This is a genomic window from Mesorhizobium silamurunense, from assembly GCF_014843825.1.
GTDB lineage: Bacteria > Pseudomonadota > Alphaproteobacteria > Rhizobiales > Rhizobiaceae > Mesorhizobium > Mesorhizobium silamurunense.
In genome coordinates, this window is record NZ_JHQR01000192.1 from 1 (window position 1) to 14,351 (window position 14,351).

General features: G+C 65.1%; 12 protein-coding genes. 3 read left to right on the forward strand and 9 right to left on the reverse strand.

Annotated features, from left to right (window positions below):
* Positions 1 to 1,143, forward strand: a 1,143-nt coding sequence (locus tag DH10_RS21290; RefSeq protein ID WP_192385294.1) for an aromatic amino acid lyase, incomplete at its 5' end; no start/stop codon positions are given.
* Between the two features lie 34 nt (positions 1,144 to 1,177).
* Here DH10_RS21290 and fghA read toward each other — a convergent pair.
* Both fghA and DH10_RS21300 read right to left on the reverse strand, forming a co-directional pair.
* Positions 1,178 to 2,014: an S-formylglutathione hydrolase gene (gene fghA, locus DH10_RS21295; protein ID WP_192254460.1), complete on the reverse strand. Its 837-nt coding sequence runs from the start codon at positions 2,012 to 2,014 to the stop codon at positions 1,178 to 1,180.
* Positions 2,015 to 2,121: 107 nt separating this feature from the next.
* Entirely contained in the window at positions 2,122 to 4,191 is a 2,070-nt protein-coding gene (locus DH10_RS21300; RefSeq protein ID WP_192254458.1) for an oxidoreductase, read from the reverse strand.
* A 307-nt stretch (positions 4,192 to 4,498) separates the two neighbouring features.
* Here DH10_RS21300 and argE point away from each other — a divergent pair, with 307 nt between their 5' ends.
* A complete protein-coding gene (gene argE / locus DH10_RS21305) occupies positions 4,499 to 5,656 on the forward strand; it encodes an acetylornithine deacetylase (protein ID WP_192385295.1) in 1,158 nt (385 codons plus the stop codon).
* 6 nt (positions 5,657 to 5,662) lie between these two features.
* Here the strand turns inward: argE and DH10_RS21310 are convergent, their stop codons facing one another.
* From DH10_RS21310 to DH10_RS21330, 5 genes are read right to left on the reverse strand one after another with little or no spacing between them, the layout of a single operon-like run.
* Positions 5,663 to 6,598, reverse strand: a complete 936-nt coding sequence (locus tag DH10_RS21310) for a LysR family transcriptional regulator (protein ID WP_192254455.1) — start codon at positions 6,596 to 6,598, stop codon at positions 5,663 to 5,665.
* Between the two features lie 48 nt (positions 6,599 to 6,646).
* Positions 6,647 to 8,137, reverse strand: coding sequence for an aldehyde dehydrogenase (locus tag DH10_RS21315; protein ID WP_192254453.1), 1,491 nt, complete (start codon positions 8,135 to 8,137; stop codon positions 6,647 to 6,649).
* A 21-nt stretch (positions 8,138 to 8,158) separates the two neighbouring features.
* The gene (locus tag DH10_RS21320) at positions 8,159 to 8,833 is read right to left on the reverse strand and encodes a DUF1028 domain-containing protein (RefSeq protein ID WP_192254451.1); all 675 of its coding nucleotides are present in this window, start codon (positions 8,831 to 8,833) and stop codon (positions 8,159 to 8,161) included.
* A 5-nt stretch (positions 8,834 to 8,838) separates the two neighbouring features.
* A complete protein-coding gene (locus DH10_RS21325) occupies positions 8,839 to 9,255 on the reverse strand; it encodes a RidA family protein (RefSeq protein ID WP_192254449.1) in 417 nt (138 codons plus the stop codon).
* Positions 9,256 to 9,299: 44 nt separating this feature from the next.
* Positions 9,300 to 10,574, reverse strand: coding sequence for a flavin-containing monooxygenase (locus DH10_RS21330; protein WP_192254447.1), 1,275 nt, complete (start codon positions 10,572 to 10,574; stop codon positions 9,300 to 9,302).
* A gap of 390 nt (positions 10,575 to 10,964) precedes the next feature.
* Here DH10_RS21330 and DH10_RS21335 point away from each other — a divergent pair, with 390 nt between their 5' ends.
* A complete protein-coding gene (locus DH10_RS21335) occupies positions 10,965 to 12,584 on the forward strand; it encodes a GMC family oxidoreductase (protein WP_192254684.1) in 1,620 nt (539 codons plus the stop codon).
* Between the two features lie 72 nt (positions 12,585 to 12,656).
* Here the strand turns inward: DH10_RS21335 and DH10_RS21340 are convergent, their stop codons facing one another.
* Complete coding sequence (locus tag DH10_RS21340) at positions 12,657 to 13,415, reverse strand: ABC transporter ATP-binding protein (protein WP_210325251.1); 759 nt, start codon at positions 13,413 to 13,415, stop codon at positions 12,657 to 12,659.
* Positions 13,416 to 13,537: 122 nt separating this feature from the next.
* Positions 13,538 to 14,341 carry an ABC transporter permease gene (locus DH10_RS21345; RefSeq protein ID WP_192254443.1) on the reverse strand — a complete coding sequence of 268 codons (804 nt, stop codon included), beginning with the start codon at positions 14,339 to 14,341 and terminating at the stop codon, positions 13,538 to 13,540.
* Between the last annotated feature and the right edge of the window lie 10 nt (positions 14,342 to 14,351).

Consider the following 14,351-nt stretch of genomic DNA (forward strand, 5'->3'; position numbering starts at 1 on the left):
GAGCCTGTGGTTCTCGGCCTGTTGGCGGCGCTGAATGCCGGCGTCCATCCGGTGATCCCTAGCTGGGGTTCGATCGGGGCAGCCGACCTCGCGCCGCTCGGCCACATGGCAAGGGCGCTGCGCGGCGACGGCGAGGCCGAGTTCCAGGGCAGGGTCATGCCGGCGGCCGAGGCGCTCGCCCTTGCCGGGCTCGAGCCGCTCGACCTGCGCGAAAAGGACGGCCACGCCATCATCGTCGCAAACAGCCTTTCGACCGGAACGGCGTGCCTTGCCCTCGAAGACGTCGCTTGCCTCACCGACTGGTCGCTGGCGGCCGTGGCTCTCAACTATGAGGCGTTCCGCTCCTCCCTCAAGGCCATTGACGAGGACGCCTTGGCGGCGCGGCCGGCATTCGGCCAGTGCGAGATCGGCGCGCGGCTCAGGGCGGAGCTAGCCGGAAGCGGGCTTTGGTACGAGAACGCCGCGCGGCGCCTGCAGGACCCACTGAGCTTCCGCTGCGTGCCGCAGGTGTGGGGCGGCCTGCTCAATGCGTTCGAGCAGGCCAGGCTGGCGACGGAGATCGAGCTTGGCCATTCGGGCGACAACCCGGTGATCCTGCCGGCCGCCGAACGCGTCGTCTCAAACGGCAATTTCGACCTCACGGCCTTCACGCTGGCGTGGGAACAGCTCGGCCAGGCGCTCGCGCATTGCGCGGTCGCCACCGCCAACCGCTCGATGAAGCTGATGTCGCCGACAGTGGCGGAACTGCCGCGCTTCCTGTCGGCCAGGGGCGGCAGCCGCCAGGGCTACGCGGAACTGCAGAAGCCGGTGGCGGCACTGGAGGCCGAGATCCGGCACCTCGCCAATCCGATGTCGCTCAGCCCGCTGGCCGTCTCGGACGGCATCGAGGACCAGTCGTCGATGGCGCCGCGGGTGGTGGCAAAGACCGCCGGGATCATCGAGCGGCTGCGCTTTCTCGTCGCCATGGAACTGATCTTTGCGGCGACAGGCGTGGAATTGCGCGGTGTGGTCGACAGCATGGGCGAAGGGCCGCAACGCAGCTATGCCGCCGTGCGCGCGCTGGTCGCCCCGCTCGACGACGATCGCGAAATGAGCGCGGACATGGCGCGGGTCGCGCGGATGGTGGCAGGGCCGCGTCTCTGATCCGAACTTGCCGCCCGTCCCCGCCTCGCTTCCCCTACTTCGCCAGCCGCGCTGCATGCCACTTCAAATGGTCGTCCATGAAGGTCGAGATGAAATTGTAGGAATGATCGTAGCCTTCCTGCATCCGCAGCGTCAGCGCGATGCCTGCCTTCCCGCAGGCATCCTCGAGCAGCCATGGGCGCAGACCATCCTGGAGGAATCCGTCGGCGGTGCCCTGGTCGACGAGCAGTTCGCCGTAACGATGGCCGTCCTCGATCAGCAGCGTGGCGTCATAGGCGCGCCAGCTCTTCTCGTCTGATCCCAGATATTTCTCGAGCGCCGGCCGCGACCAGCCCGCCGTCGTCGGCTGCACGATCGGCGCGAAGGCCGAGCAGCTCTTGAACCTGTCCGGGTTCCTCAGCGCGATCGTCAGCGCGCCATGCCCGCCCATCGAATGACCGAAGATCGACTGGCGTGACATGTCGACCGGAAAATTGGCGGCGACCAGCGCCGGCAGTTCCTCGGTGAGGTAGGAGTACATGCGGTAGTTCCTGACATAAGGCTCTTGCGTGGCGTCGACGTAGAAGCTGGCGCCGCAGCCGAACTGCCAATTGTCCTTTTCGTCAGGCACATCAGGGCCGCGCGGGCTCGTGTCGGGGCAGACGATGACGAGCCCTAGCTCGGAAGCCATGCGGCGGTACTCCCCTTTGTCCATGACATTGGCGTGGGTGCAGGTCAGGCCGGACAGATACCAGAGCACCGGCACATGGCCTTCCGCGGCCTGGGGCGGCGCGAAGACGGCAAAGGTCATGTCACAGGCGCAGACCTCGGAGGCATGCGAGTAGACGCCCTGGACGCCGCCATGCGATTTGGACGTGGAAAGAACTTTCATCGGCTCCGCCTTCCTGTCAGCTATCTCGGGCCCGGCATAGCCGCCGAACCTCGCGCTCGCAACCTTGCGCCTCGCAAAACGCGCAGAAGGGGCGATCGAGTTCCACGTCAATCGACCGCCAGCGCCGTAACTTCCCGCCGGAAAGGCAACGCGTCGCCGATGTCGCGTTCGTCCAGCTCGCGGGCGAAGCGGTGGCCGGCATAGGTTGCCCAGGCGATCGGCCCCGGTGCTTCGGCATCGCCGATGACCTTGACCGAACGGATGCCGTTGCCGGCCCACTCGTTTTCCCGGGTCTTGAGCTCGCGCCAAACGGCGTCGTCCTGATTGCGCGACGTGACCAGGACGACCGCGTCGGCCGTCAGCTCATGGCGCGCGCCGGTATAGACGCAGGCCGTGACGACGCCGCCTGAAGCGATATTCGTGACGATCCTGTTGAGGACGATATCTATTCCCAGCTCCGCCAGGCGGCGGTGGATGGCCCCCTGCTCCAGCGTGTTGCGGGTCCAGTCCGAGACATAGGCCGACGGGGTCACCAAGGTCACCTTTGCACCCTGGCGCGCCATCAGCTCGGCGAGCACGCCGCCCATGTAATAGTGATCGTCGTCGAACAGCACGACATTGCCGCCCGGCACCTGGCCGTCCATCAGATCGTCCGGCGTGTAGACCGGCATGGCGGGATTGATCGGCATCGGCACGACATGGGCGCGCGCGACGCCGTCCCGCCGCCAGGTCGATCCGGTCGCAATCGCGACGTTTTGGAAGCCGAAGGACAGGATGTCGTCCGCCGTCAGCCGGCTTTCGAAATAGATGTCGACATTTGACATCTGGCTGAGCTGGTACCGGCGGTAGTCGCGCACCCGGCCCCAGGCCGACAGGCCCGGAAGCAGGCTTTCGCGCGCCACGCGTCCGCCGAGCTCGGTGCCCGCTTCCGCGATCGCCACCTGATAGCCGCGCAGGCCGAGCGCGCGGGCGGCCTCCAGTCCGGCGGGCCCGGCGCCGACGATCAGCACACTGTCGCTGTTGCCCTTGGGCTGGATGCGCTCGGGATGCCAGCCCTTGCGCCACTCCTCCATGAAGGTCGGGTTCTGCGTGCAGCGCGAGATCGACATGGTCATGTCGCCGGTGATGCAGATGTTGCAGCCGATGCATTCGCGGATGTCCTCGATGCGCCCCTCCTCGACCTTCCTCGGCAGGAAGGGATCGGCGATCGACGGGCGGGCGCAGCCGATGAAGTCGAGCGTGCCCGACCTGATCATCCTGACCATCACGTCGGGCGAGGTGAAGCGGCCGACGCCGACGACCGGCCTTGAGGTCAGCTTCTTGATGCCGGAGACCAGGCTTTCCTGCGCCGCCTCGTCCTTGAAGCGCGATGGCCCCGAGCAATCCTCCCAGGCGCCGTGGGCGAGGTCCCAAAGATCGGGCAGGTCGGCATGCATCTCGATCATGTCGCGAACCTCGGAATTGGCGAAGCCAAGCTCGCCGATCATCTCGTCCAGCGACAGCCTGAGCGTCAGGCCGCACGTGTCGCCGATCGCGTCACGCCCTTCCTCGATCAATTCGCGCATCAACCGCGAGCGGTTTTCCAGCGAGCCGCCATATTCGTCGCTGCGCTGGTTGGTGGCGGTCGACAGGAAATGCTGGATGATGCCGAAGCCATGCGCGCCATAGAGGCACACCAGATCGAAACCCGCCTGCTTGGCGCGTTTGAAGGCGTTGCGATGCCAGCGGCGTAGGTCGCTAATATCCTGCTTGTCCATGGCGCGCGCCTGCACCGGATCGTTGGTGAAGGTGCGGATCGGCAGGGCCGACGGCCCGCGCGGGACTTCCTTGGTGTAAAGGTTGGGACCGTTGATGCCGGAATAGGCAAGCTGTATGCCGGCGAGCGCCCCGTGCTCGTGCATGGCTCTCGCCATCTTGGCCAAGGCCGGAATGTCGGCGTCGTCCCATAGCCTGAGCTCGATGAAGGGCGTGATTTCGGAGGTGTGGTGCATCTCCGTCTGCTCGGTGAAGATGACGCCCCATCCGCCTTCGGATTTTATGCGGCGCATCTCGGCAGCGGCCGATGGATCGCGATAGCCGCCGCCATTGCAATGGGGAACCTGATAGAAGCGGTTCTTGGCGGTCACCGGACCGATCTTCATCGGTTCGAACAGAATGTCGTAGCGTGGGTCGCGCATGTAGCTTCCTTCCTGCCGGCTTGGCGCTGCCCTTGAGCATGATTCCGAAAAGTGGGAACCGGTTTTCGGAATCATGCTCCAACAAAGAGTTAGATCAGGATGACGATTCAACGAAATCCCGATCTAGGGACTACTCATAAGTTGGCGCCGGCGCGGGAAAACTACGGATTTCTTCTGTGCGGATTAGGACGCGCCTAATCGCGCTTGCGTGGATTAGCCTGCGATGAACCGGGGCTGAGCCAAATGCGACTTCAGGACCGCCGCCGCACGATGTTACAGAGCCGGTAACGGCAACGAGGCAAGGGAAATGGACAGCATCAGGATACTCGAACGGCTGATCGCCTTCCCGACGGTGAGCCGCGACTCGAACCTCGATCTCATCGGCTATACTGCGGACCTGCTCGGCGCGAACGGCATTGCCTGCGAGATCCTCCACAGCGCGGACGGCCATAAGGCCAATCTCTTTGCCACCATCGGACCGGCCGACAGGCCCGGCATCATGCTGTCCGGCCATACCGACGTCGTTCCGGTCGACGGCCAGAACTGGACGCTGCCGCCATTCGCGATGACCGAGCGCGACGGCAAGCTCTATGGGCGCGGCGCGGCGGACATGAAGGGTTTTGTGGCCTGTGCGCTCGCGACCTGCCTCAAGGCCTCGAAGATGGCGCTTCAGACGCCCTTGCATCTGGCGCTCTCCTACGACGAAGAGGTCGGCTGTCTCGGCGTGCGCGACCTGATCGAAATGCTGGGCACTGCGCCGCAACGCCCGCTGCTGTGCATCATCGGCGAGCCGACCAACATGCAGGTGGCGACGGGACACAAGGGCAAGCTCGCGGCACGCGCCGTCTGCAGGGGACGCGAAGGCCATTCGGCGCTCGCTCCGCTGGCGCTCAATGCCATCCATCTCGGCTGCGATTTCGTGCGCGCCTTACGCGATGAGCAGGACCGGCTGGCCCGCGAAGGCGCTCGCGACGGCGACTACGACATTCCCTACACGACGGTCCATGTAGGCAAGATCAACGCCGGCGTCGCGCTCAACATCGTGCCCAACCTTTGCGAGATCGATTTCGAGATCCGCAACGTCGCCGCCGACGATGCCGCCGGGATCCTCGACAGGCTTCGCGCCGCCGCTGCCCGCATTGCCGCCGACGCCGCTTCGATCGCGGCCGAGGCCGCAATCGACATCGACATCACCAACACCTATCCGGGCCTCGACACGCCGGCCGCTTCGGAAGCAGTCGCTTTCGTCAAATCGCTGACCGGCGCCAACGACACCATGAAAGTCGCGTTCGGCACGGAAGGCGGATTGTTCAGCCGCGATCTCGGCACGCCGGCCGTCGTCTGCGGTCCCGGCTCCATGGCGCAGGGGCACAAGCCGGACGAATTTGTCAGCATCGAACAGTTGCGGCGTTGCGACGAGATGCTGGAGAGGCTGCTGTCGCGGCTCGCCGACGGCTGGCCGTGATATCGCTCATTTGACGATGCGTTCGGTGCCGAAGACGCCTTGCTCGACGACAAAGCGGCGACAGTGGTCGATGAAGGCCTGCACCGTGAGTGTGCGGTGCTCGGCGTTCGGCAGCGCAATTCCCATGGTCAACGGCCTGAGATCGCCCAGCAGGGGCACGAAGACCAGCAGCTTGCCGTCCGGCGACATGGTGTTGAGCGGCCGCATATTGGCGATGCCGTAGCCGAAGCCATTGGCGACCATCGAACGCATCACGGCGATGTCGCCGGTGCGCTCGGCGATTTTGGGACGCAGTCCCCTGGGCTGAAAAGCCGACAGGAAATATTCGCGGCTGTAAGGCAGATCGAGCAGCACCATCGGCTCATCGACCAGTTCCTCGGGCGTGATGCCGGCTCTTGTCGCCAGGCGATGCGCGGCCGGCAGCATCACATAGGCCGGCAACTGCATCAGCGGCTCGAAGGTCATGTCCTGCGACAGCTCGAGATCGTAGGTCAGCGCGGCGTCTATCTCGCCACGCTGCAGCATCTCGAACAATTGCCCCTGGTTGCGCTCGAACTGCCTGACGCGCACATCCGGATAGGCATCCTCGAATTTCCGGCGCAACGCCGGCAGCACGATCTGCGCGAAAGTGAGCAGGCAGCCGATCGCCAGCGGTCCGCGCACCTTTTCCGCGATATCGCCGGCAATGTCGTGCAGCGCGTCCGCATCGTTGAGCAGCCGCGCGGCTTCCTTGAGGAAGAGGCGCCCGCCCGCGGTCAGCGCAAGCGCATGCGAGTGCTTGCGAACGAAAAGCTGGACGCCGAACTCCGCTTCGAGCTGGGCGATCGACGCCGAGATCGACGGCGGCGAGACGTTCACCTGCTCGGCCGCCTTGGCGATCGAACCGGCTTCGCCGACGGCGACGAAGTATTCGAGTTGTCTGAGCGTGAAGCGGAGCGGCATGGTTCTATGTTGCCGGTTTGCACCCGGTGATCAAGTCGCGGTCGCTCCTCAGTACTTGATCCAGGTGGTCTTCAGCGCGGTGTATTTGTCGAGCGCATGCAGCGACAGGTCGCGTCCGAAGCCGGACTGCTTGAAGCCGCCGAAGGGCGTCATCGGACTCAGCGCATCGACGGTGTTCACCGAAACCGTGCCCACGCGCAGTTTCTCCGCGATGCGATGCGCCCGCGACAGGCTGTCGGTCCACAGCGATGCAGCCAGGCCGTAGACGCTGTCGTTGGCAATCCGAAGCGCCTCGTCTTCGGTGTCGAAGGCGATGACCGACAACACCGGACCGAATATCTCGTCGCGGGCAAGCGCGTCGTCGGGCGCGACATTGTCGAAGATCGTGGGCTGCACGAAGCTGCCTCGCCCATCGACGGCGACCCGACCGCCGCCGGTTACCAGCCGGGCCGACTTCTTGCCGGCATCGATGAAACGCATGACGGTCGCGGCGTGGCGCGCGTCCACCATCGCGCCCATCCTGGATGCCGGGTCGAGGGGGTCGCCGGGCTGGGTCGCCGCCGCCCGCTCAGCCAGCTTCTCGACCAGCGCATCCCTGATACAGCGCTCCACCAGAAGCCGGGAATTGGCAGAGCATACCTGGCCCTGGTTGAAGAAGATGCCGAAGGCCGCCATGTCGGCCGCCGCGTCCAGATCGGCGCAATCCGCGAACACCAGGTTGGGGCTCTTGCCGCCGGTCTCCAGCCAGACCTGCTTCATGTTCGACTGGCCGGAATACTGTAGGAACATCTTGCCGACGGCGGTCGAGCCGGTGAAGGCAAGGCAATCGACATCCATATGGCGGCCAAGCGCCTGGCCGGCCGTCTCGCCGAGACCGGGCACGACATTGAGCACGCCGGCGGGCAGGCCCGCCTTCATCGCGAGCTCCGCCAGCCTGAGCGCAGAGAAAGGCGACTGCTCGGCCGGTTTCAGCACCACCGAATTGCCCGCCGCCAGCGCCGGCGCGCATTTCCAGGTCGCCATATCGAGCGGGAAATTCCACGGCACGACGGCGCCCACCACCCCGAGCGGCTCGCGCCGCACCAGCGCGAGGTCGCCCTGGCCCGTCGGCGCCACCTCGTCATAGACCTTGTCGATCGCTTCGCCGTACCATTGGAAGATCGCCGCCGAACCCGGCACGTCGATGGTGGCGGCATCCTTGACCAGCTTGCCCATGTCCAGCGATTCCAAGAGCGCGAGCTCCTGCAGGTTCTCGCGCAGCAACTCCGCCAGCCGCAACAGGACCGCCTTGCGGTGCGCCGGGCTCGTTCGCGACCAGACGCCGGCTTCGAAGCTGCGTCGCGCGACGGCAACGGCAAGGTCGATGTCCTCTTCCCCGCAGGAGGCGACCTCGGCGAGCGTCGCTCCCGTGGCCGGATTGATGCTGGCGAACGTCCGGCCGGAGCGCGCGGGCACCGGCTTGCCGTCGATGAACGCCTTGTCGCGAAAACGGATCGCGGACGCCTTGCCGACCCATTCCTTATGGCTGAGTTCGCTCATGCTGGCTCCGGATTGTCGGGACTACTCGTCACCGGGAACGCCGTAGCTCGGCGCATCGGACGGGTTGAGGGCGCGGATGACGTAGGCATCGAGCTGGGGCTTGTAGATCTCCCACAGCCTCGCCAGTTGCTCGATCGGACAGTCCTCGGTCCAGTCGCAACGCAGGTCGGCGACGGGCCAGGAGACATCGCGCACCAGCCTCATGCCGGCGGAGCGGACAGGTCCCGCCTCCCCGCCGGCCTCGAGCGCGGCCCGCATCGTGACGATCAGCCGGTCGCCGAGATCGCCCTCCGAGGCGAGGAAGGCATCAACCATCGCACGCGGGATGCCGTCGTTTGCCAACAGGTTGCCGCCGCAGGCAACGTCCTCGCCGCGCGCCTCGGCCCAGATGCCGAGCGCTTTCGGCCCCGAATGAATTGCGCTGCCGCCGGCCGCATCGACTGCCAGGACCTGCCGGTATTCGCTGAAGGCGGCCGTGCGCTTCAGGATCGCGACGGCTTCGGCAGCGGAAGCGCCGCGCGCCATCAGCTCCAATGCCCGGGACCCAAGCGTCGGGTCGGTGACGTTCTGGCTGGCGACAGCGCCGACGCCGGCCTGCGCATAGGCGCAACGGGCCGCAACGGCAGGAGACGACGAGGACACCGCCACGCCGAACATGCCCGTGCGCCTGCAGCGCGCGACGATGGAGAAGGTCATGGCGCTCAGTCCGGAATGACGGCCGTGCCGTCGATCTCGACCAGCCACTCCGGCCGCGCCAAGGCCGACACGACCACGCCGGTCGAAACCGGATGGACGCCCTTGATGTATTCGCCCATCGTCCGGTAGACGGCTTCGCGATGGCGGACGTCGGTCAAGTAGACCACCACCTTCACCAGATGCTCCATCGTGCCGCCGCATTCCTCGATGAGCTGCCTGATGTTCTGCATGACCTTGTGGGTCTGCTCGACCGGATCGTGACTGTCGATGTTCCTGGCGGTGTCGAGATCCTGCGGGCATTGCCCGCGCAGATAGACGGTGCGGCCGCCGCGCGTGACGACCGCCTGGCAGAGATCATTGTCGAGCTTCTGCTCGGGATAGGTATCCTTGGTGTTGAAGGTGCGAATTCGCGTATGCGCCATCTTGGTCTCCATCAGGTCGGGCTCGCCGCTGTCGTCAGCTTTGATCAGGCGTCCACGGGCTCGCGCTTCGCGGCGGCATGGTAGGCGATATATTTGCGCTGCGTCGAAATGCGGTCGGCCACGTGTTTGGCGTCATGCCATACGCCCCAGATGAAGCTCGACCCTCTTCGCGACTGCCAAGGCAGCCCCAGGAAATAGATCCCGGGCTCCGTCGAGACGCCGCGGTGGTGCCTTGGCCGGCCCTTTTCGTCGAAGGCGTCGACCTTCAACCAGCTGTAATCGACGGCAAAGCCCGTCGCCCAGATGATCGCCGCTATCCCGGCCTCGGCCAGATCGAGCTCGCGGATCGGGTTGGTCACGCACTCCGGATCCGGGTCGATCCGGCGAGCGGCGAGCTCTTCCGGGAGGTCGAGACCGTTGCGCGCGACATAGGCATCGGCTTCGTCCAGCAGTGCCGTCAGGCTGGCGTCGCCGCGGGCAATGTTTTTGGCAAGATCAGGCGCGAAGATCATCACACCGTCCTGATACGACTTGGTCATGCCGACCAAGGTAAGCCCCTGCGCGGCCAGCCGGCGGAAATCGATCGTCTCGCCGCCGCGCGCGCCGCTCACCGCGATCGTGACATGCTCCGTGCCGGGTCCTGGGGTTTCGGCGTCCCATTTGCCGAGGACTCCCAGCCACCAGCAGAAGTCGCGCCCGCGATAGGCCCGCGGCGGGCGGTCGTGCGGGCCGACCGAGAGGTAGACGCGCTTGCCGGCGCGCTGGAGCTCGTCGGCAATCTGCACGCCCGAGGACCCCGCTCCGACCACCAGCACAGCGCCTTTTGGCAGCTGCTCAGGGTTTCGGTAGGCGCTGGAATGGATTTGCAGGATGCCCGCATCCGCGGGAACGACGGGCGGAATGACGGGCACCTGGAAAGGTCCGGTCGCGGCGACGACGCTGTTGGCTTCGATCACGCCGGCCGACGTCTCGACGCGGAATCCGGGCCGGCCGACATTTCTTTGTACGAGCTTGACCTCCACGCCGCAGCGGATCGGTGCATTGATCTGCTTTGCGTAGGCGACGAAATAGTCGGCGACCTCCTCCTTGGAGGGAAAGCCGTCGCGACCCGTAACAGGAAACTCCATGCCCGGGAACCGGTCATGCCAGGCCGGGCCATTGGCAACCAGGGAATCCCACCGTTGCGAGCGCCAGCGCTCGGCAATCCGGTCGCGTTCGAGAACGAGATGGGGCACCCCGCATTTGGCGAGGTGCTCGCTCATAGCCACCCCCGCCTGGCCGCCGCCAACGACAAGCGTGTCTATCGTCTCAACCGACATGCTCAGTCCCTTTTCTGACCATCCGGCGGCTTTCGCCGCGCGGCATGACAACCGATCCCGGGCAGGTGGTGGATGCAGCCAGGAGCGACCCATTTCGCCGTGTCCCGGACAAGCCGTTGCGCCATCCGACCGCCTCTCTACTGGCGCTCACAAGTAGCAGCACGTGCCGGTGGGCGCCCATAACGAATCTCCGAAGTCACGCGTAACCATTTCCGAATTTCTCGCACCGATAGAAGCACCTAGAGTTCCAGCGATCGGATCGGGGCCGCCGCATGAGGCGGCGGTGAAGCGGACACATGTCGGCACGGAACTGGTTCCGGAACAGGGATGCGCTTGCACGGCGACCCGTTCCGCCCTGCCTCGAGCGCCGGCATTCTCGAGGGGCTGGGCATGAAGCCAGAAAGCTATGACTACATCGTCGTCGGCGCTGGTTCGGCCGGCTGCGTGGTGGCCAATCGGCTAAGCGCCGATCCGTCGGTCAGAGTGTGCCTGATCGAGGCTGGCGGCAGCGACAACAGCCTGCGGGTCAAGGTGCCGGCAGGCATCCTGTCGCTCTATGGCAACCCGAACTACGACTATTGCTTTGTCGGCGTGCCGCAGCCCCATCTCAACAACCGCAGCATTCCGGTCAACCGCGGCAAGGCGCTGGGCGGATCGAGCTCGATCAACTCGATGGTCTATATTCGCGGCGCCGCCGAAGACTACGACGAGTGGGCCGGGCTCGGCTGCGCCGGCTGGGCCTACAGCGACGTGCTGCCCGTGTTCAGAAAGCTGGAGCGCAATCTGATCGGCCAGGACCCGCGCTACCACGGCACCGACGGCGAGCTGCTGGTCGACAATCCGCGCGATCCGAACGTGCTCTCCGCCATGTTCGTCAGGGCCGGGACAAGCGCCGGCCTGCCCGCCAATACGGACTTCAACGCCGAAAGCCAGTTCGGCGTCGGGATCTACAACGTCACGCAGAACCGGGGCCAGCGCTTCAGCAGCTTCAGCGCCTTCATGCGTCCCGTGCTCGATCGCAAGAACCTGACGCTGCTCAGCGAATGCGAGGTGATCGACCTTGTCATTGCCGAAGGACGTGCGGCGGGAATGCGCGTGCGGCATGAGCGCCAGCAAAAGCTGCTCGCCGCAAACCGCGAAATCGTGCTTTCGGCCGGCGCCATCAACTCGCCCAAGATCCTGATGGCCTCCGGCATCGGACCGGCAGCCGAGCTCAAGCAGATCGGCATCACGCCGGTTTTCGACTTGCCGGGCGTCGGCAAGAACCTGCAAGACCATGTCGACGGCATGATCACCGTGCGCTCCAGGAGCACCAGGACGCTCGGCCTGTCGCTTGCCAACCTGCCTCGTATCGCCGCCGCCCCCTTCCAGTATTTCGCGCGCCGCAAGGGCATGCTCACCACCAACTATGTCGAGGCCGGCGGTTTTGCGAAGACCAGGCACGCGAACGGCCTTCCCGACATTCAGTTCCACTTCGTGCCGGGCTATCGCAGCCATCGCGGCAAGCTGATCGAATATGGCCATGGCTACGCCGTTCACACCTGCGTGCTCCGACCGAAGAGCGTGGGGGAGATCATGCTGTCACGGGACAGTTCCCGCCGCGACGTCCTCATCGACCATCGCTTCTTTGCAAATGAAGACGATGCAATGGTGCTTGTCGAAGGTATCAAGATCGCACGCAAGATCCTTGCCGCATCCGAGTTCGACGAGGTTCGAGGCAAGGAGATGCTGCCGGGCAAGGGTGTCCGCAGCGACGACGAGATCCTCGCCTATCTGCGCGCCGAAGCGCTGACGGTCTATCATCCGGTCGGAACCTGCAAGATGGGAACGGACGCAATGGCGGTCGTCGATCCGGCGACGCTGAAGGTGCGCGGCGTGGAGGGGCTCCGGGTCGCGGATGCCTCGGTCATGCCGAAGCTGATCGGCGGCAACACGAACGCGCCCAGCATGATGATCGGGCAGAAGGCTTCGGAGATGATCCTTGGCTCGGCGCGCTATGGCGACAAGTAAAGATCGCTCCCGCCTTTCGAGATTGAGGCAGTTCAGCATTTGGTATCGCTGAATTGCCCCGACTATCTGTTCTTAGTGATCCTCGTCGATCTCGTCGTGCAAAAGGCCGAGGATGCGGCGCTTGAGCGCGATGAAATCAGGCTCGAGGATCACGTCCATCGAGCGCGGGCGGGGAATGTCCACCTCGATCTCGGCCTTGATCTTGCCGGGCCTGGCCGTCATCACCAGGACGCGATCGCCCAGGACGAGCGCCTCGTCGATGTCGTGGGTGACGAAGAGCACCGTCTTCTGCTGCCGCTCCCAGACGCGCAAGAGCAGCTTCTGCATGGTGCCGCGCGTCTGACTGTCGAGGGCGCCGAAAGGCTCGTCCATCAACAGGACGGCCGGGTCGTTGGCGAGGGCGCGCGCGATCGCCACGCGCTGCTTCATGCCGCCCGAGAGCTGGGCGGGGTAATGGTCGGCAAAGGGCGTGAGGCCGACCTCGTTGAGATACTGGTTGACGATCTGCCTGCGCCGCTCCGCGGGCAGACCCTTGCGCTTCGGTCCATACTCGATGTTGGCGCGCACCGTCAGCCAGGGAAACAAGGTGTAGCTCTGGAACACCATGCCCCTGTCGGGGCCGGGTTCGATCACTTCCCGGCCATCGACCTTGATGCTGCCAGAGGTCGCGTCGTTGAGGCCGGCGGCGAGGTAGAGCAGGCTGGATTTGCCGCATCCCGAAGGGCCGACGATGACGCAGAATTCGTTCCTGGCCACCTTCAGCGACACATCGTCCAGCGCCAGCACGCCGTTGGCGTCGCCGTAACGCAATGTCACGTCTTCGATGGCCATCGTGGTGCCGGCCGAACGCGGATCGCCGCTTGCATAGGCCGCGCCGGCCAGGTTGTTCGCCTTGATGGATTCGGTCATTGCTACCCTTGATCCGACTGCGGTTTGCGAGGATGCCTTCAAAATCAAGGTGCCCATGGCGCGACCCTTGCCCGGATGATGCGGAATGCCGTGTCGGTGATGAGGCCCAGAAGCCCGATCGCGGCGATCGCCATGAAGATCACATCGACCTGGAAGCCGCGCATCGCCTTCAGGCTGATGTAGCCAAGCCCGCTTGATGCTGCGACGAGTTCCGCCACCACCAGATAGGTCCAGGCCCAGCCCATGGTGACGCGTAGCGTATCGAGGATCGCGGGAAGAGCGGCCGGGAAAATCACGTGCCACACCGCTTCGCTGCGCTTGGTGCCCAGAGTGTAGGAGGCGTTGACCAGGTCCCTGGATACGCTGCGCGCGCAATCGGAAATCATCACGAGCTGCTGGAAGAAGGTGCCGAAGAAGATGACCGCTATGCGCTGCTCGATGCCGATGCCGATCCAAAGGATGAACAGGGGCACGAAGGAGGTCACCGGCAGATAGCGGATGAAATTGACCAGCGGCTCCAGCGGCGCCTGGACAGCCCGGTAAGTGCCCATCCACAGCCCCAGCGGCACCGCGATCAGCGAGGATACGATGAAGCCCAGAAGCACCACCTTGGCGCTGGTCAAGGTATGGTAGAAAAGGCTGCCGTCCAGAGACATGCGATAGGTCGTCTGCAGCACCGTTCCGGGCGTCGGCAGGAACATGTTCGGCACGACGCGGCCATAGGACAGTAAAGCCCAGCCGCCGATCACGACCACCCACATCGCCAGCGCCAGCGTTGTTGCGGTGCCGGCGGGAATGTTGGCGAATGGGGTCGTCAGGCGTGTCCACGCCGTCCGCCTCTGTGCCATAAGATGGCCT